The sequence below is a fragment of the Serratia sp. 3ACOL1 genome (assembly GCF_003668775.1).
GTDB lineage: Bacteria > Pseudomonadota > Gammaproteobacteria > Enterobacterales > Enterobacteriaceae > Chania > Chania fonticola.
On sequence record NZ_CP033055.1, the window covers coordinates 3,542,762 to 3,569,314 of the forward strand.

Genomic DNA, 26,553 nt, shown 5'->3' on the forward strand with positions numbered 1-26,553 from the left:
TCCCTTCCAACCGCATGTGCGATGGAGTTAAAAAATCGAACGGCTAATGCGTTGAGACAACAGTTCTAGTGCAGCAGTTCCCGCCAATGAGTTACCGGATGCATCCAGCTCCGGCGACCAGACGACAATCGACAGTTCATCAGGGACGATGGCGATGATACCGCCGCCCACTCCAGACTTGCCCGGCATGCCAACCCGATAGGCAAACTCGCCTGCGCCATCATACATACCGCTGGTCATCATCAAGGCGTTAATCTGCCGGGCTTGCAAGGGGCTGATCACCTCTTCGCCATCAAGCGTCCGGCCCTGGTTAGCCAGGTAGACAAAGCTGCGTGCCAGCTCAATGCAGCTCATACGTAACGCGCAGTAGTGAAAATAGGTTTGCAGCACGGTCAGCACGTCATTGTCGAAGTTACCGAACGACTTCATCAGATAGGCAATGGCGGCATTGCGGTCGGAATGCTCAAATTCAGAGCGCGCCACGCGGGTGTCATAGGATAAGTCATCAACGCCTGCCAACTGGCGCACCACTTCCAGCATCCGCTGCTTGGGAGCACTAAGCCGGGTTTGCAGCATATCGCATACCACCAGCGCTCCGGGGTTGATAAACGGATTGCGCGGTTTGCCCTGCTCCATCTCCAACTGCAGCAACGAATTAAACGGCAGGCCAGAGGGCTCTTTCCCCACCCGCTGCCAGATTTCACCTTCCTGATAACGCGTTAGCGCCAGCGTCAGGCTCAATACCTTGGAGATCGACTGGATCGAAAAGCGCTCCGTCGCGTCCCCGGCCTGAAACAGCTCACCGTCAACGGTACAGACGGCGATCGCCAGCCGATCGGCGGCGACTTCTGCCAAAGCGGGAATATAGTCTGCAACCTTACCTTGCCCAATCAACGGGCGTACCTGTTGCAGGATCTCTTCCAGCAACGCGTTATCTAATGTTGTTACCACCGCGCTCACTACTCCAGAAAGGACACCAGATAAAACAAAGGTGCCATTAAGGCACCTTCGGCAATGCTAATCGGACGGGATCAATCCCACCAGATGTCGAACAGATCGCTGGTTTTCACATCGTTCAGCTTACGTGCTTCCAGCCAGTTTTTGATCAGCTCACGGTGTTCGTCGGTGCAATGACCAATCGTCTGCAGGCAGATCAAACCTTCCCACTGCAGATAGCCACTGCCGTCAAACGCCAGGCCGTTCGGCTCGATCACTTCCTCGATAAACGCGTCCAGGGTGCTGTCGATATCTTCAACGGCGGTCCCTTCAGCAAAACGCCAGGCTACAGAGAAGCCCAGTTCCTGAAACTCTTCGATATGCAACTTTTTACGTAAACGACGACTACGGTTCTTAGCCATTATTCCATCCTATTTTGATTTTATGGGTTTTTTAAGCGCTATGACTAAAATCTTAATTTTAACCTACAGTTAATCAACCATATGAATTTAAAGCACTTTTATTTTTTAAGCACTTATCTCGATCATTCTGTCTATTTTACCCTCTCCAGCCTCAGCTTGCCACTGCCAGGACGCGCTTAGACCATTAGCGTAATTTCGCCTAAATAGCCGTTCTAAAGAGTAGGTCACCAGAGGGAACTCGGTCTGATTTAAGCGATCTGATCAATCGCTGAATATCCCAAACCACCAACCGGACTGAGGTATGCCGATCATAGCCCCCATACCCCGTACCGAACGACATCTAATGCAAAAACTATCCATAAACGCGTGACAAGAACCACACCCGCAGGCTGGGTGCCGTGCTGATGCTGCGGGCAACCGAGTCAGCTTTGTGGTCAGAACGCTCTGCTGCCCCCGTTCATCAGTGGGTCGATGGATTACTGGTTTACGTTGTACAGTATTGAAGGGCTTCAGTCCCTCCCCGCCAGGCGCATAAAGCGTGGCATGGAAGGGGCGGAAACTGTTTATGCCATTGAGGCAGCGTATTCACCAGAGATTAACTTTATAATAACCGGGATTAAATGAAGTCAGAATAGATGCCAATATGAGATCTTTTACGCTAACTTCCGTAAGACTTAAAAGGCAGATAATAATACGCTGTACCACTGCGCAGCGATGTCTGAAACGTAAGGGTCCACAGGGGCCTTAAATTCGCTGTATGGGCTAGCAAGATAAACTTAACGTCGTGAATTAAATCAAGCCAGAGCGCGACAAATACTTGCCAGATAGCATTTACCCTGTGATTGCCAGAATTTCAGTAGCATTAACATATTAAATTTGCGCGCCCCCCAGAAAGTAATGCCCCCTCCAGGCTAAAAATTAAAAAGGATGCGGAAACGCTGCATATTTAAGGAGCCATTAGATACGCAACGCCCGCAATCACGGGGAAAATTAACAATCAAGCAGATGGAGTAACAATAACCGTATAAGTACCACTATATATCCCTAAGGGGTAGGACTCGGCTCTGTTTACAGATTCAAAAAGGACTTTTACCCCACCATTTGGGTCAGGAACTTCTGCTAGTCTGGGATAGACTGGGATATTACTGTAATCATAATCAGCGTACACCATCCCCCATCAAGCCGTATCCACTTAACGGCAAGTTGCATGGCATCACCGTTTTGAGAAAGTAATGATTTTCTCGCTGGCTGAAGTAAACTCAGGGAGACATTTCGGGCATTACCGATAAAAAGAAATGGCGGTGTGGTAGCCGAGAGATACCCTTTATTTTCAACCAAACTTAGGTTTATACTGCCGTTAGTAACATCCTTGCCGTTCACGAAAATCTGCACGGCAGTTGAAACCTCGGCCTGAACATTGATGTCTGTTCGTACTGGCACAATTGCTGCACTCACCTTTACGGAACAGAAAACAGTAAGGGAATAAAAAAATATTTTTGACAGATGCAAAATGACAACCCTCATTAACTGTCCGGAATAATCACAGCTGTTAAAACATCGGAAAGTTTAGTCCCTGCGGCTATCCCTCCCACCTGTGTTGAAGGCAGTAAGAATTCAATCTGAACGATATCAGATGTTGCTTCGCCAGCGGCAACCACGCCACGATACTCATCGCCTGGAGAAATATTTACGTCATGGATCATAACCTTATATGGCACATGAATATCTCCCTGTACAGATTTTAATTGATAACTATTATCCTTCATCTGGCTTGACTCAAATTTCAAAATATATGGCTGTGCCAGATTACCAGCATATTGAGTTTTACTGATACTCAACATTAACCTTTGTCGAGCATCCCTAAACGCATTAACCTCACCAAGTAATAATGTCGCCTTGTTGAATGATGCCTGTAACGCTGGGGCCGCTGTGGGCAACAGCGTCAGATCAAGGTAAATATGATGAATGACTGGCCGGTTACCTTCGTTGATGAAAGTAATACTCCCCAATAATATTCTTTGCCCATACAATTCCAGAAGATCACTTTTAAATACTCGCTTATCGACGTTAACTATCTCTGCTTTAACAGCCGGATGTTGCAATTCGGTTGGTCCGGTAATATTTATCGACTGACCGCAGCTCATCATCTCAGACGAATGTTTTCCACTTCCTGAGACGGCACTGAAGGAAATATTGACTGACGAAAGTCGACCCAAGCCACTAAGCCGGTTCCCTTCACAGGTACCATAACCGGCAGGCATAATCTGGATGACTAATGCCTTGCCCGCTGGTTGCGGTTGCGAAACAATATTCGGCGCCATGTCAGTCACCGCTCCTGCCTGAGTAATACTCCAGCCACCTGCCGGCAGGGGACGAAGGAGTAACTCATTTGCCAGCGCAGAGTGAATATTAAACATTAGCAATATCATGGACAGTAGACGCATAATTATTTATTCCTTTAGCCTACAGTCTTGATATCTGTAAGTGGTTTTATCCATCTCAAAGGCCAGATTATGCTTAACATGCAAGGAACGATTGGATGTCGGGTAAACATTAAAGTTTACTTTGTCCTTCCTGCCATCAATGACCAGATTCCTTAACTCACTACGGACATTCCCGGTTGCACTAATTTCCCAGTTATCACCATTGCAACGAATAGCTACTCCTGTCGTATGTTTACCTTCTGGTAAATAGCGTAATAGCACATCATAGCCGATGGCAAACCGGACTTTTCCTTTATCTATTTCATGTTCAGGATAGCTGGGGCGAATTCGTAGCCGATACACTTTCTCCACATCTACTGCTTTAAGTGGCATCAATCGTACTTTTCGCTCTTCACCATATGGCACAACCATCCGTGAAGGAGAATAGATAATTTCAGGGTCCTCCTGAGTCAGCACTTTTTCCAGCCGCTCTTTTTCAAAACCTGGATTGATTACGGAGTATAACTCTAGCGTCACAAATTCATATTGCTGACTATCCGAATTTGTATTGGTATCATCAGTAGAAACCTGAAAATTTGACTTTACAGTTAAATAGTTGTCTCTTGGCGAGTTACTTTTGACTTCTTTAATAATTGGAAATACTTCAATTGCCTTAACTGAATCAACCGAAAGTAGACAAACTGAAACGACAACAGAAAGCATTGTAGCACTACGACTTAACCTCACACTGAACCTCTCGAATTTGCATTACGCCATGTGTTAATTTGATATTTTCATTCTGCAATGGACACTGGTATTTGATGCCATCTTTTTCTACTTTAAGACTGCCCAACTGACTATGAATATTGAGTATAAAATCACCAACAAAGTAGCCTTCACTGTCAGTGATCGCATTGCCCCCCACGATGCGGGCATTAGGCAAAGGATACCCCTTAGAATAAACACGGCCAGTTACGGTTTGATTTTTCGTTGCCATCAACTTTACATTATATACTTGGCCTGGTAGCGCCCATGTCGACGCAGAGCGGGTGGACAAATTATAAAATTGATTTATTTCATCATTAAACAACTGTTCTGCAATAGGTAAAATCTTACGATAAGGTTGTATGTTAAGCGTCGTTTTTTTACCCCCCATAACGACAACCCCCTGGCTATCACGATTATTGATTTCGAAATACTGACCGCGAGGCAGTTCAGTCGCATCGATAATCAAGGCAGACGTATTATCGGTTTTACCCCACGCCATGGAATTATCGCCTATGGCGAAACCACTACGTTGGGAAAAATAGTACTGGTTATAACTTCCGCTGCCGAGCGTGTGAACTATTCCCGCTGAGCTGTATCCTAGATTATTATCAACTAACAGGCTGCCTCCTGCGCTACGTTGATTGCCCTGACTTTGACTGGCGCTGGCGCTGGCGCTCAGTGAATAGATCCCACTTCGGTCAAAATCGGGATTGTATAAATCTACGGCATAGTCAGTACTGTAATCAGCTTTTTCCTGCGGGTTATCACTGAGCTTACCACGCAGGTTAAAAGTCTGATAGTGGTTAAAGCTCTGCTCACGGAATCCGAGGGTAAAGTTTGCAAAAAAACGGTCGTCATTGCTTTTACTCAATGAGTCACGTCCCGCCAGCGTACGGATAGATTTATTTGAGGCCTGATGGTAGCCCAGCTCGACACGCAAGTTCATCATATGTGAAAGAGGCATATCCCGGTTTAATGAAATATCCCAGGAATTATAGTTATTTTTATCACGCATCTTATACTGCTGATATTGAGTGTTCATGCTATATGTTGCTGAAAGCCCGATATTCCATGGTATAAAAGTTGTGGCACCAAGCTGAAAAAAATTAAAGTCATAAGCTGGCACCGCGCCCTGCCGACGGTAATCCGGCTCGTCACCACGATAGCGATGGCTACGGTAGCTAAGATTAAGACCCAGATGATTAAGGTTTTTATTCATCCCCAGTTGATAACCATAGCTACCATCATTGCCAATGATAAAATCGGTATGCAGTTGTTCTGCAACCCAGCTGTCAACCGGTATATCCAGGTTGCCATTGAGGTAGGAATTACTATAATCAAGTAACGCACCACCGCCAAAAGAGACGACAGAGCTAGTGGTATAACCCGCAGCGAAACTCGCCAGTGTACTACGGGCGGATTTATCACGTCGTTGATTGCCCATACATTCAACGCACTCATAATTACGACTGGGAATGACGTTAGACTGTTCCCGGTCGTAACTACCAACCTGAAGAGTATACTCGAGATCGCCCGAGCGGAACATTCCGCTACGCTTAAAGAACGGTTGAATTTTAGTTTCACGGGCACCATTTGTCAGGATGGTAACAAGTTGTACATCATAGCCCCCCATCGGCCAGCTATCCGTATTAAGGGTTTGCAATCCCGGAGGTAATTGCTGTAAATCAATCATTTTTCCATTAGCATAAATCTCAACCGTACCTGACTGCGGCAGAAAAACAGTGACACCGGAGGCAGCCCCTCGCGTCAGATCCAAATAGTTATCGGTCATATATCCTACCGATATCCCATCAAAACTCAGAGGATTGAAAAAACTGTAGCGCAATGAGGGAGTGCTATAAGTATAGTTATCATTAATACGCTGGCGACCAGCCTTGAAACGCGTACTATTTTTCTCAAAATATAATGTCAGTTCATCAATATGATATTTTATTTCTTTCGAGTAACTCCATGCACCTTTTAAATAGCTATTACCGGTAAGATTTAATGTATCTACCGATGAAAAGGTAAAGCTATCGCCATAACTATCTGCTAAGAAATTTGCATTGTGGTTATGTACGAACCCGGACTGTTTTTTATAAGTAATATAATTTTTTTTAGTCACACCCTCAGAAGAGGAAAAGTACTCTGCAGGTAACAACAGGTGCAAAGAAGCATCAGAACTGTTTATCCACACAGTAATGCTATGATTTCCAAATTCCTGCCCCGCCACTCTTTTCAAAGGTGCAGAAAGTTCTTTTAGTAATTTATTTCTATCTACACTTAATGCAGGCATATCTGCGGCGGTTAACTGCTCAAATATATTTTGCGGTGCATCTAGCATGACCTTATCGTTATCGAAAAGTGCAGTGAATGAACCGATAGAGGCGCCGCTATAAATAAAATCAAATATTTCGTTTTGTTGAGCATTGAAAATCTCTTCAAATCCGACAGGCAATTCTATTACGGAAGCCTGAACAGTAAAAGGCCTTAAACCCATCCACCATACAAAACATACCATTCCTAGCGCCATTCTACTTTTCATACTTCCCTGCCAGAATTAAAGCGTTGGTTTTACTAATAATGTGAAGGAGTTTGCATAACCACCCTGGGAATAATTACCCGCTAGGGATTTTGACTTGAAATGAACTTTAAATCCATTAGTCGAGTTTGCAAACAGTATATTCTTAAGAACAGGAATAGAAATCATCTGCAAAGCTGACGAGTGATTATTATTGAAAACAAACTCCCCCGTAAGATTGATGACATTATCTCTTCCTGACAACGAATAGAGAGTAAAATCCGAATCGGAAAATACCACTTCAGCACCCGGAATATTTCCTACTATATAAAATGAGGTAGAGGTATTTTCAAAATGTTTTGAAGCCCCATTTATAGGTAATGGGAAATCAATTTCACCGTTACTGATCGGACGCAACTTATAATATAGCGCCACTCGTGGTATCGACTCCGCATTAATATTAACGTCAAACTTAGGTGACTCTATTGCAACACAGTCCGTCATCGCTACGATTATGATAACGAGAGTAATTATTGTTTGAATTAGTTTTATCATTAAAAAACAGGGTCAGTTACCTAACCCTGACACTCGATTAAGAGTTAGGCTTTCGCATTTACGTTAGCGTAAACTACGCCGGTGTAGTTACCCTGTCCCAGTTCGCTGTATTTAGCGTCAGAAACAAACTTGAATGCCACCGGCAGCTCGCCATGGGTGCCGTTAGCTTGCAGGGTAAAATCTTGAGAATCGCCTGACTTAACGTAAGCTTTCTGACCCACTTCAGTGATGGTATTAATTTTATAGCTTAAAGAAGACAACGTGTCACGATCGGTGCTGTACAGAGTAAAAGCACCACCACTTGCGTTCTGGCCATCGTCAAGGATCAGTGAAACCTCCAGCTTTGCCACGTCATTGTTCCACAGACGCAGTGCCGGAGTAGTCGCTTCCATGAAGCCACTTGCAGCAGGCTTTAACTCAACATCAAGATCGGTCAGAGGACGGCCACTTGCATCGGTGATGTGCGCACTGTCAGGTACGTTAGCGCTAACGTTGAATTTAGTATCATAACTTGCTGGCGTTGCGGCAAATACTGAAGCAGAGAACATAGCACCAGTGATAAGAGAAAGCGCGAAAATCTTTTTCATTTGTTTAGTCCTTAAAAGTACAGATATTTTAGTAATTACCCCATCCATTAAAGGATGGCATTAATTACATCCGCATTAGCAAGATAATATATTCCTTCTCACCCTGCCAATGATAGAGAATATTAACATCACTAATCCTTATTTACCTGATTGAGACCTTATAAATCCGTATAAAAGTTTAATTAGTTATTATCTAATAATCTTTAATCGTGTTGTGCCCTACTTCTTCAAATACGGCCCGGCGTAATGAGTCTTCAAACTGTCTCAGACTATGTGGGGTATAGTAGTTAGTGGCCCCTACGCAGGCACTCCAGTTTACCGTCGGATTATAGCCTAGTGCGATGAAAGCAATCTTACCTATCGCCCTACCAACCTGTAGTGAATTCCTCACTTTGTCGCACATCCCTGCGGCAATGAGATTTCGAGTGATAGGAACCTTCGCTGCATCAGGGTCGTCCATACCATCAGAAATAATTACTAACACTTTACGGTTGCCACTTCCCTTTGCCAAAACCTGCGTACCAGCAAGTACACCGGAGCTAACTAGCGTCCCCCCATGGGCGGTCATTGCATTGATTTTTGAAATATCTGTCATGCTACCGGTGAGCGGAATTTGTTTGGCATTAGCGAATTTAAGACACAGATCTTCGTAAACATCATCGATCGGTACGTTAATATCGTCCACCCTATTGGGGATAGCCGCAACGGTGGCACGGCTATCAATGTACTGGCCCAGATTTTCCATAGACTCAAACTCACTGAGGATCCCTTTGGGGGCCGGCACGCGAGTCACAAATTGTGGAGTACAGTGATCTCCGGTACGCGTCCCCCAGCTAAATGGTACAAAACCAACTTTATTGCCTACATTCTGTGAAAAAAGCTCATTCGAGAGTTTCAGAACGATTCTTTTTAGCTCCGTAATCTTCTGATAGCCATCGATGTAATCGGTCATCGAACTGGAGAAATCCGTGACAAAAACCACATCGATATTTGAACGATACTTACGGGCTGCCGCATTGTTACCCACCACAATTTTTTTCCCGAAGTTAGGGAAAAGAGGCGATGCAAGCCAGGCATCTTGCACGGTCTGACCAGAAACTCGGTATTCGACATAAGATAGATTACCATCGTATCCAGAACGTCCATTTAACACAGTAATTTTTGGTGTATATACTGCCGTATTGTGGCGCATGTAAGCATTAAAATAAGCGGTAGCAATAACGTTATTACGGGGATTTCCTGCTCCGTTATCTTCTGCAGTTAGCGCTAGTGCAGCTTGTTCCATCGCATCAGATAGTCTGGCTTTGTCTGTGATAATCCTCGATCCTTCAAGGCCCAACGTTGCCATTGCAAGCAGAAAACCACTCATCATGACGAAGCTGACGGCAAATGCCCCTCCCTGATCGCGAAGAAATGCTCCTGGCGTCTTCAATAATCTTCTAATTTTTAACATGATTTACCTCGGTTCATGATTAATGTTATCCATACCAACCTTCTTATAAAGCTCACGTATGCGGCTGGCTGACCAAGAAAATGGCAGACCTGTTTCCGTTGGTAAAAACTCAGTGGCGGATAACAATTAATAATGATGAATTAGCGAACCATAACGGATGCATACGATGTCATCACCGGCTTAGTCCATAACCCGCTGGTCATCCTTGTATAGATACTAGAAGTGGGTGCACAAACCGTAATTTGATAAATAGGCACCCAGCGGGTATAACTTCCTCTGGGAGATAGAGCCAGTTGTCTGGACAGTAATACCGGAGGCGCACAGCTAACGGATGAGTTATTTGCCGTCCATAACCGATACATCTTTAAATTTTTTGAAGTATCATTAACATTAGAGGGAGGATAAAAATGCGCCTCTTCTACTATCAAACCAATGGCATTTTGGTCTATTGCAGGGTCCATATCTGCCAATATTTTCTTTGTTAGTAAAAGCGCACTATCAACGTCGTATTGCGATAAATTTTCACGCGCAGCGTACAGTTGCGTTCTTTCTCGTAGTACTCCGGCTATCGAATAGGCAGTACGATCCAGGCGTCCAATCAGTGCCTGACGCATAACTAAATCCCCAAGGAAATAAATAAATGTTACCAGAGCAATAGCGATAAAGACGAACTCCACCGTTATCGACGCTCGCTGATCAGTCCATAAATTCCGAACGTTCATATTCCTGAACAAAAATCACCTCTCGGATAAATGTTGATTCTTTCCATACATCAGGTACCGGAAAAAAAATAGGTTGATAGCGATATCTTACAAAATATCTTGCCAACGGTTTATTTCTTCCACTGACTCCACCACCGCTATAAATCATTTCAGCTATTGAGCTAGCATAAGAAACGTTTATAGCCAGCATATCTTTTTCAGCCAGGAAACCCCACAAGGTTCCTCCCTGCTCTGTCATACGTTGTCTGAAGCGAGTCTGGTAATCATTACCACTAGCAGATGAGTAATTTTTTGCGTCCTTAGCTCCCTCAGATATAGCTAAATCTAACACCGAGGATATATATGCCATACGAGCAATTTCAGCGACAAACATAACCATAAAGATGAACAATATAACGGTTAAAGAAAATTCAATACTGGCTACGCCACGGTTATTTTTAAAAAAAACCGAAATTAATTTCTTCATATTTTCATTTTATCGGTTAATAGGACTTGACTAAGCGATTCGATGAGATCGTAAGGATGCTCTGAGAGATTTTCTCTTTCAATAATATTGTAAGCCGATTGCAAATCCGATGTCTTAACCAGTGCAAACACCAGGTTATGCATCATCACTCTGCTCTTTTTACCACGAAAATATTGTGGTAGTAACATGGCAACGGCATCACTATAATCTCCATCCATGATTGATAGCATGGCTAAATTGTTGATACTTTTCTCATCAGCAAGAAAATGGTCACGGGCAGACAACAGGAAGCGACGCGCAGCGACAGAGTCTCCATTTAGCGCACTGGCAACACCTTGTAGGTTCCAGGCTTCAGCATTATTCGGGTTTCTCTTAATCATATTTTGAGTCACCGCTAGCGCCTTATCATATTGTCCTAAATATATTAGGTCCTTAGTTAACAGTATGTCCGTTTCACTATTCTCCCCAGCCAGTGGTTCCAGATAGTAAAGGGATGATTTATAATCACCAGCTTCATGATAATAAAAAGCCAGTTTAAAACGGTCCTGAGGATTATTTCGCTCTTTTAAACTTCCACGATATAAATTGATCAACCCATCGTAATCCTTAGTTTGTAACAAGACGGTTTCTTTTACTTTATCATCTCGCGCAGTTTTCCCTTCCAGCAAATTACAGCCAGATAGTATTGTGCAAAATGAAACAATAATAATTGATTTCTTAAAAAACAGCACTTTTCATTATCCTTAAAATACCTGGCGCCGCGATCAAAACGACAATTGGGAACATGATAAATACAATAAGAGGAATGCTCATCTTTGCTGACAGGCTTCCAACCTTCTCCTCAGTATCAAGTAGTTGTAACTCACGAATTTCTCTTGATATCTCGAGGAGGTTCTCATATAAAGAGGTCCCATAAAATACACTTTGCTGAAGTGTAGAGCAAAACATGCGCATTTCCGTTTCCTCCATGGATCGGTATAGTTCTTCTAGGCCAGACTGCAGACCACTGACATCCGCCTTTTTAACAACAATTAACATTAGACTGGCTAAATTTGGATCAATTTCATGGAAATTATCACAAACAAACCGTAATGCACTTTCAACAGTCATCCCGGATTGCACACAAACCGCCACAAGATCGATATAGTATGGAATTGCGTCAATGAGTAATTTCATACGCGTTTTCACTCCCATATTGACCAGAATGCCTGGAGTGACAATAATTATCACTAACACAATCAGTAATATCATCGCCAACTCCTGCATTGACAGGTTCCATGCACCTGTAAATTTTAGCAGTAGAGCCCCCCCTCCTACAGCACCACACAACCTCAATTTCAGGCTAACTTTTTTATCAAGTAGATCCAGGCGACTTAACCATAAATTGTTGTTAATAATAAGTAAGCGGTGATCAATAGTCGTCAAAATTTCATTACTGTTCGACTCGTGACTTTGCTCAATAATTTTTTTCTGGCTCGACAGTGACTGCATTCTTAGCAGAGTACAGATTGTCACTACCAGACCAAACACTAGGGTTACGCTATATATAAATATCATTACGTCGCCTTACGTAATAGCAGCCAGATAATAAACATACCCAAAGCCTCACTACTCACTGCATAGTATAAGATCATTCTCCCCAGCGGATCGTTAATAATAAAGTCATAATTCTGCGGACTCAAAAATTTCATGCTTATAAAAAACAAGATAGGGATCGCTGCAACAATCTTCGCCGAAGAACGTGCCTCTGATGTCATGGCCTTTTTACGCCGAGCGATAGTTTTACTATTGTTAACTATCCGGGAAAGTCGACTAATAAGCACACGTAACTGTCCACCACGCTGAATACTAATCAAAATAATCACAGAGAAAAAGTAGAACTCGCGGTAAGGATAAAGCCCCCTGGCATCCTTCATTACCCTTTCAGGTTCTTCACCCAGATTCAGTCTTCGCGCGATACGATTGAAAGTCTGCCCCATTTCTCCATCGATCCCTTGACCACAACGCTGCAATGCCTGATGAATGCTGTTACCTGCCGAAACCGCAGCATTGATAATCGACAACGCTTCTGGGAAGCGAGCCTCATAGTTTTTATGATGCAGCATCCGGCCAATATTAATCTGCCCAAAAAATATCGTTACACTAGTGATAATGATCAGCCCAATCCAATCAAAATGCAACCAGAGGTAGTTAGATATTAGTGCCGCTAATAAAAACAAAAAGGCAATAATTAACCCACGCATTCCTTTTATTGTATTATCGGAAATGGCATACAAACACCATTCATCCAGTCGTTTTCTTAAGAGATTTATAATACCGAACCTGGCTACAGACCGTTCTGCCGCTCCTATAGCGCCTTTCATCATACGACGCCAATAATACAGATTGACTAATAGCAAACCTAGCCCGTAAAAAAACAATAAATAGTACATGAATTAACTCATTCCAAATATCAACTTCAACTCATTACTCAGGTTAAACATTATCGCATTATTCATTACACTTGAACGCATCAACAACCCATTATTAACAAACTCACCTTGTATTTTCCCTGTCTCATCACGCTCATTCTGGCTTTTGAAATGAAAGATATCCTGTAAAATAATTCTGTCACCCTCAATACCCATGATCTCACTAATATTCATGATTTTCCTAGAACCATCATTTAGTCGGGAAACCTGAATGATAAGATTTACAGCGGAAACGATATTCTTCCTTATCGACTCCATCGGTATATTCATGCCCGCCATCATGACCATATTTTCAAGACGTGATACTGCATCGCGGGGATTGTTAGCATGTAGCGTTGACATGGAACCATCATGACCTGTATTCATGGCTTGCAGCATCTCGAATGCCTCCTCACCGCGACACTCACCAACAATGATTCTGTCTGGTCGCATACGTAATGAGTTGATCAGCAATGCACGCATGGTGACCTGCCCCGTATTTTCAACTCCAGCAAGGCGTGTTTCCATTCTTAGTACATGAGGTTGCATTAGTCTCAGCTCTGCTGCGTCTTCCATAGTGATGATACGTTCACTTTCATCAATATATTTCGACAATGAATTAAGCAATGTCGTTTTACCAGAACCAGTTCCCCCAGAGATGATAATGTTCACTCTGCAACGTGCGGCAATGACCAGAAAGTTCGCCATCTGCCCACTCAATGCACCATGTTCAACAAGATCCGCCAGTTGTAAAGATGACTTCCCAAACTTGCGAATTGAAATCGACGTCCCGTCTAAGACGATGGGGGGTATGGCGACATTCAAACGGCTGCCGTCTGATAGGCGAGCATCCACCAGAGGACACCCCTCGTCGAGCCTTCTGCCAACTTTCTGCACCAGCCGTTTAGCGATGTCAGTCAACTGTGCATTATTAATGAATCGATGCTGGGTTAATTCCAGCTTGCCAAATCGCTCAACGAAAATTTTTGTTGGGCCATTAACCAGGATATCGCTAACGGTATCATCTTCCAGCAGTGGCCGCAGGGGGCCAAATCCAATGACTTCATCTGCCATCATTTCAGCCATCTGGCGCTGACCGACCACATTCAAATAAATATTTTGCAACTCAACGATTCGCTCAAGAATGCGATTCATTTCAGTTATCAACTGTGCACGATCGGTCACCAGATGTTCGATAACATTGATATCGATATTGCTCAGTACACCATTGCGCAAGATCTCCTGAAGCTCAATATCTACGCTATTATTCATCAGTTAACCTTCCTGCCATTCATAATAATATTTCGCCACAGATTTTGTTTTTTTTGCACCGCGCCGCCTAACACCTGCCGTGCCAGCTCTTGCAATGGTGAAGGATTATTGAAAAACATTTTTCTCCTAGCACTACCCCCCCCTTTTCCCGCGAGTAGGGTATGACGGCATCAATAGGATGATTCAACAGCACCCTCATATCATCATGAGTCAACGAATTTATCGTTACTGGTCTGGTATCACTGATACAGACAAATAAACGACGCGATACACGATTCGAACGTTTCAAAACTTCGATATTTTCAATCATATTCCGTGCTACACGCACTGATGACATCGAGCGGTCAAGTACCAGTACAACGCATTTCGACTGTTCGGCTAAGTCACGTTGCAATTCTTTATTCGCGACATTGATCGCTTGCTCAAACACCACGAAGTTATATTTTTGCAAATCAGGTTGGCTAAGGTCCGGGAGGAATTCGCTCTCCCTACTCATTAAATCAAGCTGTTTCGACACAGGGGTCAGCTCAGGCAACAGTTTTTTTCCAGTAATGAGGTCCAAATCACGTGAGCCAAACTTACCCTGCACAAATAACGAAGGTAACTTACGGGCTCGAACAATCTCATTAGCCAGCAGAAACCCTAAAGTTGTAGTTCCAATCCCACCTTTACAACCCAGAACGCTGACGCTTACCGGATGGCGGATACTCTTCAATTCAGTACCCAACACCGCCGCCTGTACCAGATTATCCTGCTGTGAATGTATATTGAAATAGTGGATGTTATTTTTCATAAAGCTTTGGGCCAGACCTATTGAATCGCTATCACCCACCAGACAGCACCAAGCTCCACGTGGTATCTGTGAATGAATTGTCAGCATAATCTTGTCAACCTCAACGCTGGTTCCTATGTCGACCACTACCCCATTGGCATTCTCAGGCACGCTAAGTTGCTGCGTGGTAATATCAACGCGGATTTTTTCAACCGAGCTGATACCTGCCATGCGCAGGTTTTCACTCAATGCTGTAAAAACTCCAACACGAGGAGATAATATATAAAATTCTTTCTTATTAACATCATTAGATGAAACGCTTTTTTGCGGAAATAACAACATTACTTTCCCTTAACATCCCTATAGAAGAGAACTACCATCATTGAAAGGCGCACAGACTAATTTTCACCTTGCGCTTCTTGGTATGAAATAACCCGAATCTATATATACTGTATTTCAGGTATATAAAAAGCATGGTTGCGCCCCCATGCCATGAAATGGATCAGTGCACCCTTATCAATGGGAAAAACCACCCTGCTCTATAAATTCCCGTGCGCGCTTTCTTTCAAGACGATTGTCAATTTTGCTAAGATTAAAAAATCTGGACAACGTAGAGGTTCGCTGGAAATCAGGTATCTTGATATTACGCTTATTAGCAGGTTTAACCAGATTTACCGTAGCAACCACAACTAACTCACTGTTCGAACGCTCAGTTGCAGCATTACGAAACATCCCACCTAAGAGAGGTACATCGCCAATAAACGGGATCTTCGATAGTGCTTCACGTTCGCTATTATTCACCAATCCAGCAAGGAGGAAGCTTTCACCATCCGCCAGTTCTACGATGGTTTGGGCCCTTCGGGTCTGGAAAGTTGGAAAGCTCATCCCCGCCTGACTATTGAACGTCGAATCAATATTACTCACCTCTTCATTAAGTGAGATACGGATATGTCCCGTATCTCGTACTTTGGCGCCGATATTCAATTTTATGCCGAAGTCTTTATATTGTACGCTCGTGCCATTCTGCGATGATGTGACTAGCGGAACTTCTCCTCCCACCAAGAACTGAGCTGTTTCTCCGGATAGTACCGACAAATTCGGCTCAGCCAGTACACGGGCTACTGAGTCGTTACTAATCGCATGGACCATACTAGATAGCGTATCAGCGTTAAATTTCACAAAACGAAATGCACCAGGTGTAACACTGGACGACGCTCCTGTGATAGTTCCCCAGTCAACGCCCAGATTTTCACTGAAGTTTTTAGTGACTTCGACCACGGTAAGTTTAACATTGACCTGATTGGCAAGTGGCATCTGCAACTTATTAATAACGCCTTTATAAATGACCTCATCAAGCCATCCACTACTATTGTTGCTATCGTCGCTCGTACTATCAGCCCCCTGGATAGCGCTGACTTTTTTCTGATTTATAGTCGCCGCCGCACCAATCCCCTCTCCTACTATCTGATAAATCTTATCTTTTTCATCTTCTGATGCCACCGTTCCCGAGATAACATAACTTTGGCCTATTTTTTTAATCTCAATATCACTGCTAGGGAATATTCTGCTGATGTTTTTATGTACTTCGCCGAGCAATGAGTTTACTACCAACGTTGTCTTAAATATCTGCTCTCCATTTTCGTCAAAAGCAATAACATCTGTTTTCCCCTCTTTACGCGCGTAGGCCACGATGCTCCGATCGCCGATCATCTCATAATCAGCGACCTCGGGTGAAGACATGAAAACAGTATCAACACTCCCCTTTACCTGTATAACTTGAGATTCGCCAGGTGACAAATATGACTCTGCAGCGAACGAAGTCTGACTGTGCACGGACACGAACAGAGACAATATAACTAAAAAATTGCGAAACAGGTTCGCGTGGAAGATTACCTTGACGTTCAATTTTTCCCTCGCAATTCATCTATGGAACTAAATACCGGTAATAAATTACCAACTCTTATACGTGAAGGTAGTTTCTGCCCAGGGCTTTCTGGAATAATTATTAGCTCACCTTTACCTTCAATGACTTTAAGCTGGGCATATTGTTTTGTACTGACTTTCACAGCGATAGTACCGACTTTTTTTTCATCACCGGCGAATGGTGCATCAATAGAATTATGTTTTTCAACCGGTTTAACTTCCAAAACTTTCAATCGAGAGAAAATGAGGTCTAATTTTTTTTCACTTTCACTTCTCATAGCCCCAGACACTTCCTGAATGACTGCACCTCCCCCAGTTTTCTTCTCACTCCCTTTAGAATATCGCAAATACAATGAAATACTATCCCCAGAATGAAGTAATGAGAGCAAATAAGAGTCAATGGAATTAATTATAAGTGGATAAGGAATCTCATCAGACTTTATGGCATGTTGAAAAAAAGTTGGACTCTCTGGTGATTCAAGCAATTCGGCTGTCAATACACTGCCTGCCTCGACATTGTTTCTTATCAAAAATCCACTTATATCACCTTTTGAGTAAGAACTTATATCACGATTATCCGTAGACTCCGCAGGAATGGTAATCGTGGAGATTTTATAGTCTTCCGCTCGTAATATTTCTCGTAGCTGCAATGCATTGTTCGCTACTGCAACCTGAATTTTTCGCTCTTTTGTTGAGGAAGGAGGAATCTCAGTCTTTACAATAGTTTCATTTTTGTTACAAACAATACCGACAACGCCGACTGCCAGTAATAAAACTGACAAAATTAATAGTGTCCGGTGACTCAACTTCAGGCTCCTTAAAAAATATTTACGTTATCCTACGGGGTAGGAAAGCATGAATGCTAATGCAATAGGAACGCCATAGGGAATACCATTTTTCTTGACGTTTTTATGATAAAAAAGTAATCCGATGATCGCACATACTCCACCTAGCACTGCTACCAAGAAAAGATAATTGATGAACTGAACATAGTTAAAGGCAAAAGAGAGAGCAACAATCAATTTCACATCGCCAGCCCCCAAAATTTTACTGATAAAGAGCATGAACCCAAAAAATAAAACAAATAATGAAAGAAAAATATTAGGACTTGTATCTGCTGATAAACTCAAAATACATACCATGAAAATTATCAACAACACATTTGTATTACTTATTATTCTTTTGCGAAGATCATCCATGCAAACTTTAGCCAGGATAATTATTATTATCAGGTAACAAACATTATTCAACCACTGCACAGAATGTCCCCTTTATCTTTACGTTCGAAAAATATCGTTCTATACAAGTTTTATTTTCTAATTAAACTCTACTTAAAATCAGGTGTTTATCTATCAAACAAAATAGACATCTGAAATTAAAATTTTTCTGTTAGTATTGGGGGGCGCCCCCCCCAAAAAAAGTATGCTTACTTTCCGTTCCCGGTAGTAACACTGGTAATTGAACTAACTATTTTGGTAAAGGCCGTATTAATCGCACCGAGGAAGCCGGAATTTTGGTTACCAAAGATAGCTGCCAGCAAGGTTGCCATAGCCACACCAATAAGCGCATATTCGATTGCTGTTACGCCGCGCTGGTCTTTAAGGAACTGCTCACTACGTAATTGTACCATAATGTATGCTTTCGTGATGATGTTAGTCATTTAAAACTCCCTATTCTAGTAGCGTTTTTTAAAAAATATGTTATCGATAAGAAAGGCACAAGCAATAAAATACTGACTAGAGATACTCTCCACTCGCTTGACTACCTGACCATCAAATTAAACACTACTCATTTATCAAGATCTTCACTTCACTCTCATTTTATTTTTATAAATATCACAATAGAGTGTTTTTTTCATTTTTTGAGAAAGACAACCATAAAAAAGATGATAGTAGTGAGCCAGCACACTGCTAACACAGCAAGCGTAGTGACAAAAATATTCCAACTCCTGGTCTGATACCAGTTGTCTATGGATGTTTCGTTACTGATACTCTCGGAATGGAGTATTTCTGTATCCACTGGAGTTTCTGCGGTCGGCAGGGGTGAATTTATCGGGCCGAGGTTCTCTGCAACGACATTCTTATCATTACTGGTAATGCGCTCTAATAACTCGGTTTCTGCAATCTTTCCACTGGTAACATAACCAATGTACTTTACTCCGCGGCGAGGAATAGTTTTGATCAAGGTATTAGATAACCCGACGAAGGTGAATGCCTGTCGTAGCAGATAGAGTTGGCCATAATAGCTGCTCTCTGAAACAGATCCGCGCTGCTCATGCCACACTTTTTTAATAATATTTTGCTTATCTGTTTCACCCTGCAATAGCAATAACAGAAAACGATAACTGTTTTCTGACAGTTCAAAAATCTTATCACTATCTGATATCAAACAGCGTTTTGAAGGAACGAATATTACGCCGTTATCGAGAGTAAATATAATATCTTGATATCCTTCCGTACCATGCATGTGCTAACTCCGATTTCCATACCCGAATTATAAAATCCCCTAAAAACCATTCTTAAACATTTTATACTGCCTTGTAAAATAAGTATATTACTTACTCATTTTTTCCGTCAAGAATAGCACTCAATAAATCTTTTGCGAGCTCATTGATTCATATTATAACCTTACTTAATCATCTTAACTACTCATTTACATCATCATGATATATTGCAATATTTTAATGCCCACATCTTGATAAAAAATAATTCATACAGCATTACTAACTTGCATATATGATTTTAAAGAATAATAGTCTGATACTGTAGCTGTAAATCCGCATTCTCCACAACCCTGAGGACACCTGTAAGAGGGACAGTTTATCCATAGCGATATCAATCGCACGTTAACGTCCAATCTTTATTCTTATCGCGGGGGTGATGTCATAATTGTTTAAAACTTCAGAAGTATAATGAAATCGACAGGAAAGGATGAACCAGCACATTCCCTGTAAGTCGAAATGATTAACATCACCTTATCAGTTTGATTTTAAACTCTTTACGCTAAAATCGGCAGGTTAGCCACCTGCCGATTTCATTTACGCTGCATCAGGCATTGATCCATTAATGCCTGAATTTATCATTTAGCGCGGGTGAACAACCGGTGGCTTCACTACTGGCGGTTTAACAGCGGGTGGATTCACTACTTGTGGTCTGGACGAATTTTTATATCCGCAGAACTTTGAGATAACGCAAGAGAACAATTTAAAGAAGAAAAAACCACCTACAACCTGGTTAGTTTCCTGAGTTGATAATACCTTCATTTTTATTTCCCATAAGAAATAGTTAGAACTCTAATTAATATACTGAACATCATTTTTCAAGTAATGCTCACCTTTTTACTGCGCTCTTTGTCGCAACAATCTAATCATAACCTTTTTTTATCTCACCACCCTCATTTTGTCTCAATTTTATCTCTCTTTAGTTCAATAATTCTGTCAGCAGAATTAATTGTTGACTGGCGATGAGCAACAATAACCTTAGTGATATTCAATGCTGCAATTGCTTCATTGATTCGTGCCTCATTGTTAACATCAAGATGGCTGGTAGCCTCATCCATAAAGAGAATAGATGGCCTACGATAGAGTGCCCGTGCAATAAATAGTCGCTGTTTTTGACCTCCCGACAGACTTCCACCCAACTCACTAATTAGTGAGTAATATCCCATTGCCATACTCATAATATCTTCATGTATGTGGCTATCTTTACAGCACTGAATCATGTGTTCTTCATCTATTTCTGATTCAAAACCCACAATGTTTTCAGCGATAGTACCAGAGAACAATTTATCCTCCTGGAGCACGCTCGCTATACAGTGGCGATAGTTATTAATACCTGCAGTTTGTATGTCAATATCATTAATTTTCAACGTTCCTTCAGTCGGAGGAACCAGACCGCTAAGGATCTTCAGCAATGTTGTTTTTCCCACACCCGAAGGCCCCACAATTGCCACACTTTCGCCTGCTGCAATAGAGAGGTTAAATCCCCTGAGAATGGGTTGACTGATATCGTCATACTGATAGTGTAGATTGGTAACTTCAAATTTTGCTGGTCCCACAGCAGGTATAATTCGCCTCGGTGCTGCTTCAGTTTCCGGTGGCGTCAGTGCGATATCTGCAACCCTTTCATTATGGAGGCTTAACATTCGAAGCTGTAATACGACATCAATAAGGTTATTGGTGCGCTCTGTGAATTGAGTTCGGTAAGCATTAAAGGCAATAAACATGCCAAAGGTCAGTTTGCTATCGATGACCATCGCTGCACCCAGCCATAAAATCAATATTTCATCGAAGGTTGCAATCAACGTGCTCACACTGTTAAACACCATATCGAGGCGTGAAATGCGAATTTGTGCATTCACTGTATCAATGTTTAAATTCATCCACGAACGCGAGCGAGTACTAGCCAGTCCCATTGATTTGAGCGTCGTGACTCCGTACAAGGTTTCCATAAAATGCGATTCTGCTTTCGCTTCTTTTATCACGTGTTCTTCATTTGCCTGACGATACAAGCGATAGGTTGATACGCGCAAAATGGTATACAGCGAAGTAAAGCCCAGAACTACCCATACCAGCCAGCCGCCATATAGGACCATCATTATCAGCACGCCTATCGCTACGATAATATCAATAATCCCGCTGACGATATTACTGGTGAAGGTTTCTCGTAAGGTATTGAGAGATCCGAAGCGTGACTGGATATCACCCAGTTTACGTTTTTCAAAATAGGTAACAGGTAGTTTTAACAGGTGATTGAATAATCCATTTTTCCACTGAATATCTATCAGCGCATTCATCACTACTGAAGTCCACGAACGCAACACCATCATTCCTGTGCGAAGCAGCACCAAAACAAGCAATCCAGAGCAAATTACGGTTAGCAAGTCCCGATCACTTGCCTGTACGACATGGTCCATGACCAGCTGAATGCCCACTGGAAAAATCAGGTTAATGGCTTCAATAACCAAAGAGAGAAAAAATATTTTAGTTAGTGCCGAAGGTAGACCACGAACATTCTTTAGCAGGGAGCGTAATTTTAACTTATCCCGCCATTTGACAGTAACGAAATCACTCGCAGGCCATACTTCCAGAGCCACGCCGGTAAAGTTTTGTGAAAACTCATTATAACTGATTACTCGCTCACCAAAACCTGGGTCATGGATGACAAAATGTGCATGCTTTACCTCGGTCAGCACCACATAATGGTTGTGGTTCCAGTGTAAAACACATGGCAACTTGAGTTCACTGACTTCATTGATATCCAATGATAGTGCACGTGAATCAAGTTTGAGCTTCTCGGCAATCGTCATTAATGTTGTCAATGATGTCCCCTGAGATGACACACCAAAACGCTGACGTAAAGAAAGTAAGTCTGCATCTACACCGTGGAAGTTTCCAATCATCGCTAAACAGGCCAGGCCACACTCCGCCTCTTCCGTTTGCAGCATTTTAGGTGTCCGGCGTCGCCAGGACAGGTGTAACCGGTTGTAGAGTTCGCGTATCTTATTATTCTTATTCATTTACTACTCCGGTTATACTTTTTTGAATACGGTAAAATGGTGCAAACATCCACTGATAAAGTGGCCTTGTCTCCAAAAATAGTGTTGCGTCTGCTTTTAACCCACTGGAAAGGTGTAACTCTTTGTCTTTATATTTGAATGCCGTACTATCAATATCGACCAGTACCTTATAATAAGCATTGCTACTTTTCTCCTCCCCTTTCAAAGGAGAGCTATGATAAGTTGACATTTCCTGAGCTGATGTGGGTAAATAGGAGATATTAGCGATCTCCCCCGGAAACTGCCCAAATTTTTCATAGGCAAATGCTTCATATCGTAAATTTAACCGATCACCCTTTTTAATATAGGGAACGCTATTGTTAGGTACCCACAATATTAAATAATAGGTTACCTTATTTCCTGGCAAAAGCTGTGCGAGGCTATCGCCGATATTTACCATCTGCCCTTGGGTTACACTCAGTGACTCTACCCTGCCATCATCAGGTGCATTTATAATAATCGTGCCGCTAGCTTCTGCTTCAGATTGCTGACGTTCGAGGTCATTCATCTGTGCTTCCAGCTGTGCGATTTGGTTATCAAATTCAGCACTGCGGGTCACTAAATCTGTCCCGAGCGTGGCAATCTGGACCGACTCCTGCATACTCTGGCTAAACAGTGTCTGATAGGTATTTTGTTGTTGGGAATACATGTACTGCTGGTTGTTTGACTGCTCTTTGGTAACTAACCCACGCCTCTGATACTCCGCATAGCTCTGGCTGGACTTGCGCATGCTTTCAAGATCTTTAAGTGTTTTTTCCAACAATTTTTCCGTGAGCTTATGCGCTTTAACATATTGCTCACGCTGCGCCACTACATTATCTAATGTTGCTTTTTTATTCTTTTTTAGGTTGTTAATCATACTGTGGTTTTTTGTGAGCTGACTTTCAATTGAAATGCGAGTCATCACGCTAACTTTGCCCGAGTCAGTAACCCTGCCAAGATCAATCCTGTATAATGGCTGCCCTTTCTTCACCCACTGACCTGTCTTAACATAACGCTTGCTGATAATACCCTGCTGAGTCGAAAAAACGTTCATTGCCCCGGGTTGAGTGGTAACCTCACCGCTCACCTGAATACGGCGCGTGTAACTACCAAATATCAGAAACGCAATCAGTGTAAGAATAAATAATATTGAAAAGGTTGCTACCCACTTTGCTGGTAGCGAAGACAGAAGCATGGCTTTGCCTGCCCACTTATCTTGCTGGTGCTTTACTGATTCTTCACGAAACAATTTTCTCTGACTCATCCCTGGCTTCTTATGATTGAAAAGACGTATTTTTTGTGAAAAGGATGTTAGTGATCTAAAAAAATTAATCCTTTTTTAGCTCTCCTTTATTCTCAAAACTTCTCATTTAAAATCTGGTTCTACGCCCTCACATGCTTTGCTTCCAACACGGTAAAATTGCTGCTCATGCGGATAAAATGCCGCCCCTTTCTTTTTAATAGATTTTTACTCGACAGGTATTAATTCCTGCATCCGAGAAGACAAAAAATTGTAACCTCCTCCCGAATTTAGTCTTACCGCTTGATGGAGTTCTCTGGTTTAAATACAACCAATGGAGGCTCATCATGAATAAAACGCGTTTCACTGAATCGCAGGCCTTTGGAGTGACCCCATTGCATGAACAATACTTCGCCACCCCTCCTAGTTTCATTACTCAAGAAAGATTTATGTAAAAACTATGCTTACTGTTCACGCATTAAATTAATTGCTTTAAATCAATTAATTACAAACTAACTGCTCATCACTCTACTATGCACCACTGTGCACCTTTGATGTATGGTTATACCCCCTAGCGATCACGGTAGGCTGCAGACCTAAAGTTTTACCATTCATGGTGAACTCAACGTCTTGTCCCTCCAGCTGCAATTGAGTACGAATTTTAGCACTCGTGTTTGCAGTTGCATTGCACGTAATAGAACCGGGGCATTGACGCTACAAGTGACTGAATCCCCGGCATTAATGGTGCCAAGGTCGAACGGACGAATCTGACTAACCAGGCACTGAAGCGGTGGCAGGATAACGGTAAAGGTCCCATAGCATGTGCAGCGACGAAGGAAGCCATTTTTTCTCCCATCAAACTGGACATACGAGCCATACCCTCCGCCAGCACGTCCCATCTACCGATACCGAGGGCTTCGTAGCTACAGCTGTAGCTGTTTTATATTGTAATATCAATAACTTAACCTTTGCAGTGCACCGAGGCGAATGCTGTCAGCATGACTATGATCGTAGTGTACCGCTTCCGTAATTCCATAAGCCCTCGTTGTACGATAAGTTGTGTGTCGCCCCGAACGCGCGGGTACGCTCGCCACGACCGCCCGCCGAAGTGCGCAGGCAGTCCTTCAACCTGCGGAGAAAACATGCCGCCTCCCTGTTTGGTTGTTCCCATAGCTCGCCTCTCGAGCCGTGATTCAAAACTTACTCCCACTGAAAAAGCATGACGGCACTACCAGATTTATAGCCAACCGCCGTGCCGGTATTATCTAACGTAAATGTTACGTCAAAACTTGCGGGGGTAGAGCCATTAATACCTCCCTGGAATGAATTACTTCCATTAGGGAACGCATATTTCACCTTAGCATCATTAAGGTCTATGATATTTTTAGACAGACTTACCTTCATATAAGCGTATTTGCTACAAGTAATCTTTATATTGGCATTAATACTTTTCCGCTCACCCAATACCACACTTCCAAAAGACACTGTTGATGGATAATCAATATCACATCTCGCACTGGAAGGTGGTGAAGGGAGGGTTGTCTCAGCATACCAGGATTCGGTGGCACTGACTTGGCAAGACACACTCACAGTCCAATTCCCGCGGCGGTCGGCAAATGAAGCCTTACTTGTAGCCCTCACTCCATCCTTGAGCAAACGATTCATATATGCAGCCGCCTCATTTCTATCTACAGAACAATATTGGCTGTATTTATTAATGAAAATATAGTAATCATCCTTTGTTTCATGGACGTTAACATAAAACCTCCCCCATCCAGGATCTGGGTAGAGAGTTATCAAATTGGGGTCCACCTCTCCAGCAACCAAATACCCGCCACTTGAAATAGGAGCGAAGTGAAGGTTATTGCAATATGCCTGAAATGGAAGCAGGAATAAAAATGGTAAATACTTTTTAATCATAACTAACCCGAACGCTTGCCGTTGCTGAAAATTCACCAGGAGCGAGCAGACCAATTTTACTCGCTATTGGCTGAGCCTGCAACACTGGAATATTGGGATAGGTAAATGAGAGTCGCGTATTTAGAGGGAGGCGCCTTCCATCATAGGTAATCTCTATGCCAAGCTGTTGTTTATTTGTAGCAAGGAGCTCCTCATCAAAGACAGCTCCAGCACCTTGAACCATAAAAGAGTAATTCCCGGGTGCCGCGCAGTTCAAGGTAAATATAATCGGTGTCAATTTATAACCATACTCACCGAGATGGCTAATGATGACATTAGTTCCAAAATCGACGGCGATTTCCCTGTTGTCGTTTATCGTGCATGTTGGGGCCATAACGGTAACATCAAACATAATAAAGGACTCTTGCGACGCTTCAGCAACACCAAGGAACATTAGCATCACAATTACCCAGCAACCGATGGGTTTATATTCCAATTTTATTTTTTCCATTATTGCTAGCCTATGGTGGTGTCAGTATACCCAAATGAATGATTGGCAATTACCTTACTAACCGGATAAGCCATTGGCCCACAAAAGCCTGCCAG

The 26,553-nt window shown here is 42.6% G+C and carries 25 protein-coding genes and 1 pseudogene; 1 reads left to right on the forward strand and 25 read right to left on the reverse strand.

Annotated features, from left to right (window positions below; translation table 11 throughout):
- Positions 1 to 27: 27 nt before the first annotated feature.
- On the reverse strand, positions 28 to 951 hold the full coding sequence (gene glsB, locus D9980_RS15965) for a glutaminase B (protein ID WP_024484046.1): 924 nt from the start codon (positions 949 to 951) through the stop codon (positions 28 to 30).
- Between the two features lie 80 nt (positions 952 to 1,031).
- Positions 1,032 to 1,358, reverse strand: coding sequence for a YggL family protein (locus D9980_RS15970; protein ID WP_021806298.1), 327 nt, complete (start codon positions 1,356 to 1,358; stop codon positions 1,032 to 1,034).
- Positions 1,359 to 1,659: 301 nt separating this feature from the next.
- On the opposite strand from D9980_RS15970, the pseudogene D9980_RS27035 reads away from it, so the two are divergent.
- A pseudogene (locus D9980_RS27035) lies at positions 1,660 to 1,898 on the forward strand (IS630 family transposase); the annotation flags it as partial.
- A 579-nt stretch (positions 1,899 to 2,477) separates the two neighbouring features.
- On the opposite strand, the gene D9980_RS15980 reads toward D9980_RS27035, so the two are convergent.
- From D9980_RS15980 to D9980_RS16090, 23 genes are all read right to left on the reverse strand, one after another.
- On the reverse strand, positions 2,478 to 2,882 hold the full coding sequence (locus D9980_RS15980; protein WP_238393644.1) for a hypothetical protein: 405 nt from the start codon (positions 2,880 to 2,882) through the stop codon (positions 2,478 to 2,480).
- The gene (locus D9980_RS15985) at positions 2,882 to 3,802 is read right to left on the reverse strand and encodes a hypothetical protein (RefSeq protein WP_121607821.1); all 921 of its coding nucleotides are present in this window, start codon (positions 3,800 to 3,802) and stop codon (positions 2,882 to 2,884) included. The genes D9980_RS15980 and D9980_RS15985 overlap by 1 nt, the downstream gene beginning before the upstream one ends.
- A gap of 6 nt (positions 3,803 to 3,808) precedes the next feature.
- On the reverse strand, positions 3,809 to 4,504 hold the full coding sequence (locus D9980_RS15990; RefSeq protein ID WP_235166944.1) for a hypothetical protein: 696 nt from the start codon (positions 4,502 to 4,504) through the stop codon (positions 3,809 to 3,811).
- A gap of 7 nt (positions 4,505 to 4,511) precedes the next feature.
- A complete protein-coding gene (locus D9980_RS15995; protein WP_202913959.1) occupies positions 4,512 to 7,094 on the reverse strand; it encodes a TcfC E-set like domain-containing protein in 2,583 nt (860 codons plus the stop codon).
- Between the two features lie 15 nt (positions 7,095 to 7,109).
- Positions 7,110 to 7,505: a hypothetical protein gene (locus tag D9980_RS16000; protein ID WP_152526584.1), complete on the reverse strand. Its 396-nt coding sequence runs from the start codon at positions 7,503 to 7,505 to the stop codon at positions 7,110 to 7,112.
- 164 nt (positions 7,506 to 7,669) lie between these two features.
- Entirely contained in the window at positions 7,670 to 8,212 is a 543-nt protein-coding gene (locus tag D9980_RS16005) for a hypothetical protein (protein WP_024484052.1), read from the reverse strand.
- A gap of 193 nt (positions 8,213 to 8,405) precedes the next feature.
- Positions 8,406 to 9,665, reverse strand: a complete 1,260-nt coding sequence (locus D9980_RS16010; RefSeq protein WP_024484053.1) for a TadE/TadG family type IV pilus assembly protein — start codon at positions 9,663 to 9,665, stop codon at positions 8,406 to 8,408.
- Between the two features lie 140 nt (positions 9,666 to 9,805).
- A complete protein-coding gene (tadF, locus tag D9980_RS16015; RefSeq protein WP_080660672.1) occupies positions 9,806 to 10,387 on the reverse strand; it encodes a tight adherence pilus pseudopilin TadF in 582 nt (193 codons plus the stop codon).
- Positions 10,362 to 10,853, reverse strand: a complete 492-nt coding sequence (locus D9980_RS16020) for a TadE/TadG family type IV pilus assembly protein (protein ID WP_121607822.1) — start codon at positions 10,851 to 10,853, stop codon at positions 10,362 to 10,364. Before D9980_RS16020 ends, tadF begins: the two co-directional genes overlap by 26 nt.
- Positions 10,850 to 11,584 carry a lipopolysaccharide assembly protein LapB gene (locus D9980_RS16025; protein WP_051346258.1) on the reverse strand — a complete coding sequence of 245 codons (735 nt, stop codon included), beginning with the start codon at positions 11,582 to 11,584 and terminating at the stop codon, positions 10,850 to 10,852. The genes D9980_RS16020 and D9980_RS16025 overlap by 4 nt, the downstream gene beginning before the upstream one ends.
- Entirely contained in the window at positions 11,571 to 12,278 is a 708-nt protein-coding gene (locus D9980_RS16030; RefSeq protein WP_235166946.1) for a type II secretion system F family protein, read from the reverse strand. Before D9980_RS16030 ends, D9980_RS16025 begins: the two co-directional genes overlap by 14 nt.
- A 131-nt stretch (positions 12,279 to 12,409) precedes the next feature.
- The gene (locus tag D9980_RS16035) at positions 12,410 to 13,285 is read right to left on the reverse strand and encodes a type II secretion system F family protein (protein ID WP_121607823.1); all 876 of its coding nucleotides are present in this window, start codon (positions 13,283 to 13,285) and stop codon (positions 12,410 to 12,412) included.
- 3 nt (positions 13,286 to 13,288) lie between these two features.
- Positions 13,289 to 14,575 (reverse strand): CpaF family protein, encoded by a 1,287-nt coding sequence (locus D9980_RS16040; RefSeq protein WP_024484058.1) that lies wholly within the window; start codon positions 14,573 to 14,575, stop codon positions 13,289 to 13,291.
- 67 nt (positions 14,576 to 14,642) lie between these two features.
- Entirely contained in the window at positions 14,643 to 15,689 is a 1,047-nt protein-coding gene (locus tag D9980_RS16045) for a hypothetical protein (RefSeq protein WP_024484059.1), read from the reverse strand.
- A gap of 174 nt (positions 15,690 to 15,863) precedes the next feature.
- Positions 15,864 to 17,144 (reverse strand): type II and III secretion system protein family protein, encoded by a 1,281-nt coding sequence (locus tag D9980_RS16050; RefSeq protein WP_099049947.1) that lies wholly within the window; start codon positions 17,142 to 17,144, stop codon positions 15,864 to 15,866.
- Between the two features lie 104 nt (positions 17,145 to 17,248).
- Positions 17,249 to 18,076 carry a hypothetical protein gene (locus tag D9980_RS16055; protein WP_121607824.1) on the reverse strand — a complete coding sequence of 276 codons (828 nt, stop codon included), beginning with the start codon at positions 18,074 to 18,076 and terminating at the stop codon, positions 17,249 to 17,251.
- Between the two features lie 27 nt (positions 18,077 to 18,103).
- The gene (locus D9980_RS16060) at positions 18,104 to 18,529 is read right to left on the reverse strand and encodes a prepilin peptidase (RefSeq protein WP_024484062.1); all 426 of its coding nucleotides are present in this window, start codon (positions 18,527 to 18,529) and stop codon (positions 18,104 to 18,106) included.
- Positions 18,530 to 18,696: 167 nt separating this feature from the next.
- Positions 18,697 to 18,930: a Flp family type IVb pilin gene (locus tag D9980_RS16065; protein ID WP_024484063.1), complete on the reverse strand. Its 234-nt coding sequence runs from the start codon at positions 18,928 to 18,930 to the stop codon at positions 18,697 to 18,699.
- Positions 18,931 to 19,124: 194 nt separating this feature from the next.
- Entirely contained in the window at positions 19,125 to 19,736 is a 612-nt protein-coding gene (locus D9980_RS16070) for a hypothetical protein (protein ID WP_024484064.1), read from the reverse strand.
- A gap of 927 nt (positions 19,737 to 20,663) precedes the next feature.
- Positions 20,664 to 22,787 carry a peptidase domain-containing ABC transporter gene (locus D9980_RS16075; protein ID WP_024484065.1) on the reverse strand — a complete coding sequence of 708 codons (2,124 nt, stop codon included), beginning with the start codon at positions 22,785 to 22,787 and terminating at the stop codon, positions 20,664 to 20,666.
- Complete coding sequence (locus D9980_RS16080; protein ID WP_024484066.1) at positions 22,780 to 24,072, reverse strand: HlyD family secretion protein; 1,293 nt, start codon at positions 24,070 to 24,072, stop codon at positions 22,780 to 22,782. Before D9980_RS16080 ends, D9980_RS16075 begins: the two co-directional genes overlap by 8 nt.
- Positions 24,073 to 25,248: 1,176 nt before the next feature.
- Positions 25,249 to 25,968: a hypothetical protein gene (locus tag D9980_RS16085; RefSeq protein ID WP_121607825.1), complete on the reverse strand. Its 720-nt coding sequence runs from the start codon at positions 25,966 to 25,968 to the stop codon at positions 25,249 to 25,251.
- Positions 25,961 to 26,458 carry a fimbrial protein gene (locus D9980_RS16090; protein WP_024484068.1) on the reverse strand — a complete coding sequence of 166 codons (498 nt, stop codon included), beginning with the start codon at positions 26,456 to 26,458 and terminating at the stop codon, positions 25,961 to 25,963. The genes D9980_RS16085 and D9980_RS16090 overlap by 8 nt, the downstream gene beginning before the upstream one ends.
- Positions 26,459 to 26,553 lie beyond the last annotated feature (95 nt).

Coding starts and splice junctions, on each gene's coding strand:
- D9980_RS15980 (WP_238393644.1), bottom strand. CDS start 2,882: ATGAGGGTTGTCATTTTGCATCTGTCAAAAATATTTTTTTATTCCCTT.
- D9980_RS15970 (WP_021806298.1), bottom strand. CDS start 1,358: ATGGCTAAGAACCGTAGTCGTCGTTTACGTAAAAAGTTGCATATCGAA.
- D9980_RS15985 (WP_121607821.1), bottom strand. CDS start 3,802: ATGCGTCTACTGTCCATGATATTGCTAATGTTTAATATTCACTCTGCG.
- D9980_RS16085 (WP_121607825.1), bottom strand. CDS start 25,968: ATGATTAAAAAGTATTTACCATTTTTATTCCTGCTTCCATTTCAGGCA.
- tadF (WP_080660672.1), bottom strand. CDS start 10,387: ATGAACGTTCGGAATTTATGGACTGATCAGCGAGCGTCGATAACGGTG.
- D9980_RS16035 (WP_121607823.1), bottom strand. CDS start 13,285: ATGTACTATTTATTGTTTTTTTACGGGCTAGGTTTGCTATTAGTCAAT.
- D9980_RS15995 (WP_202913959.1), bottom strand. CDS start 7,094: ATGAAAAGTAGAATGGCGCTAGGAATGGTATGTTTTGTATGGTGGATG.
- D9980_RS15990 (WP_235166944.1), bottom strand. CDS start 4,504: ATGCTTTCTGTTGTCGTTTCAGTTTGTCTACTTTCGGTTGATTCAGTT.
- D9980_RS16080 (WP_024484066.1), bottom strand. CDS start 24,072: ATGAGTCAGAGAAAATTGTTTCGTGAAGAATCAGTAAAGCACCAGCAA.
- D9980_RS16040 (WP_024484058.1), bottom strand. CDS start 14,575: ATGAATAATAGCGTAGATATTGAGCTTCAGGAGATCTTGCGCAATGGT.
- D9980_RS16070 (WP_024484064.1), bottom strand. CDS start 19,736: ATGCATGGTACGGAAGGATATCAAGATATTATATTTACTCTCGATAAC.
- D9980_RS16065 (WP_024484063.1), bottom strand. CDS start 18,930: ATGACTAACATCATCACGAAAGCATACATTATGGTACAATTACGTAGT.
- D9980_RS16075 (WP_024484065.1), bottom strand. CDS start 22,787: ATGAATAAGAATAATAAGATACGCGAACTCTACAACCGGTTACACCTG.
- D9980_RS16045 (WP_024484059.1), bottom strand. CDS start 15,689: ATGTTGTTATTTCCGCAAAAAAGCGTTTCATCTAATGATGTTAATAAG.
- D9980_RS16020 (WP_121607822.1), bottom strand. CDS start 10,853: ATGAAGAAATTAATTTCGGTTTTTTTTAAAAATAACCGTGGCGTAGCC.
- D9980_RS16005 (WP_024484052.1), bottom strand. CDS start 8,212: ATGAAAAAGATTTTCGCGCTTTCTCTTATCACTGGTGCTATGTTCTCT.
- D9980_RS16010 (WP_024484053.1), bottom strand. CDS start 9,665: ATGTTAAAAATTAGAAGATTATTGAAGACGCCAGGAGCATTTCTTCGC.
- D9980_RS16090 (WP_024484068.1), bottom strand. CDS start 26,458: ATGGAAAAAATAAAATTGGAATATAAACCCATCGGTTGCTGGGTAATT.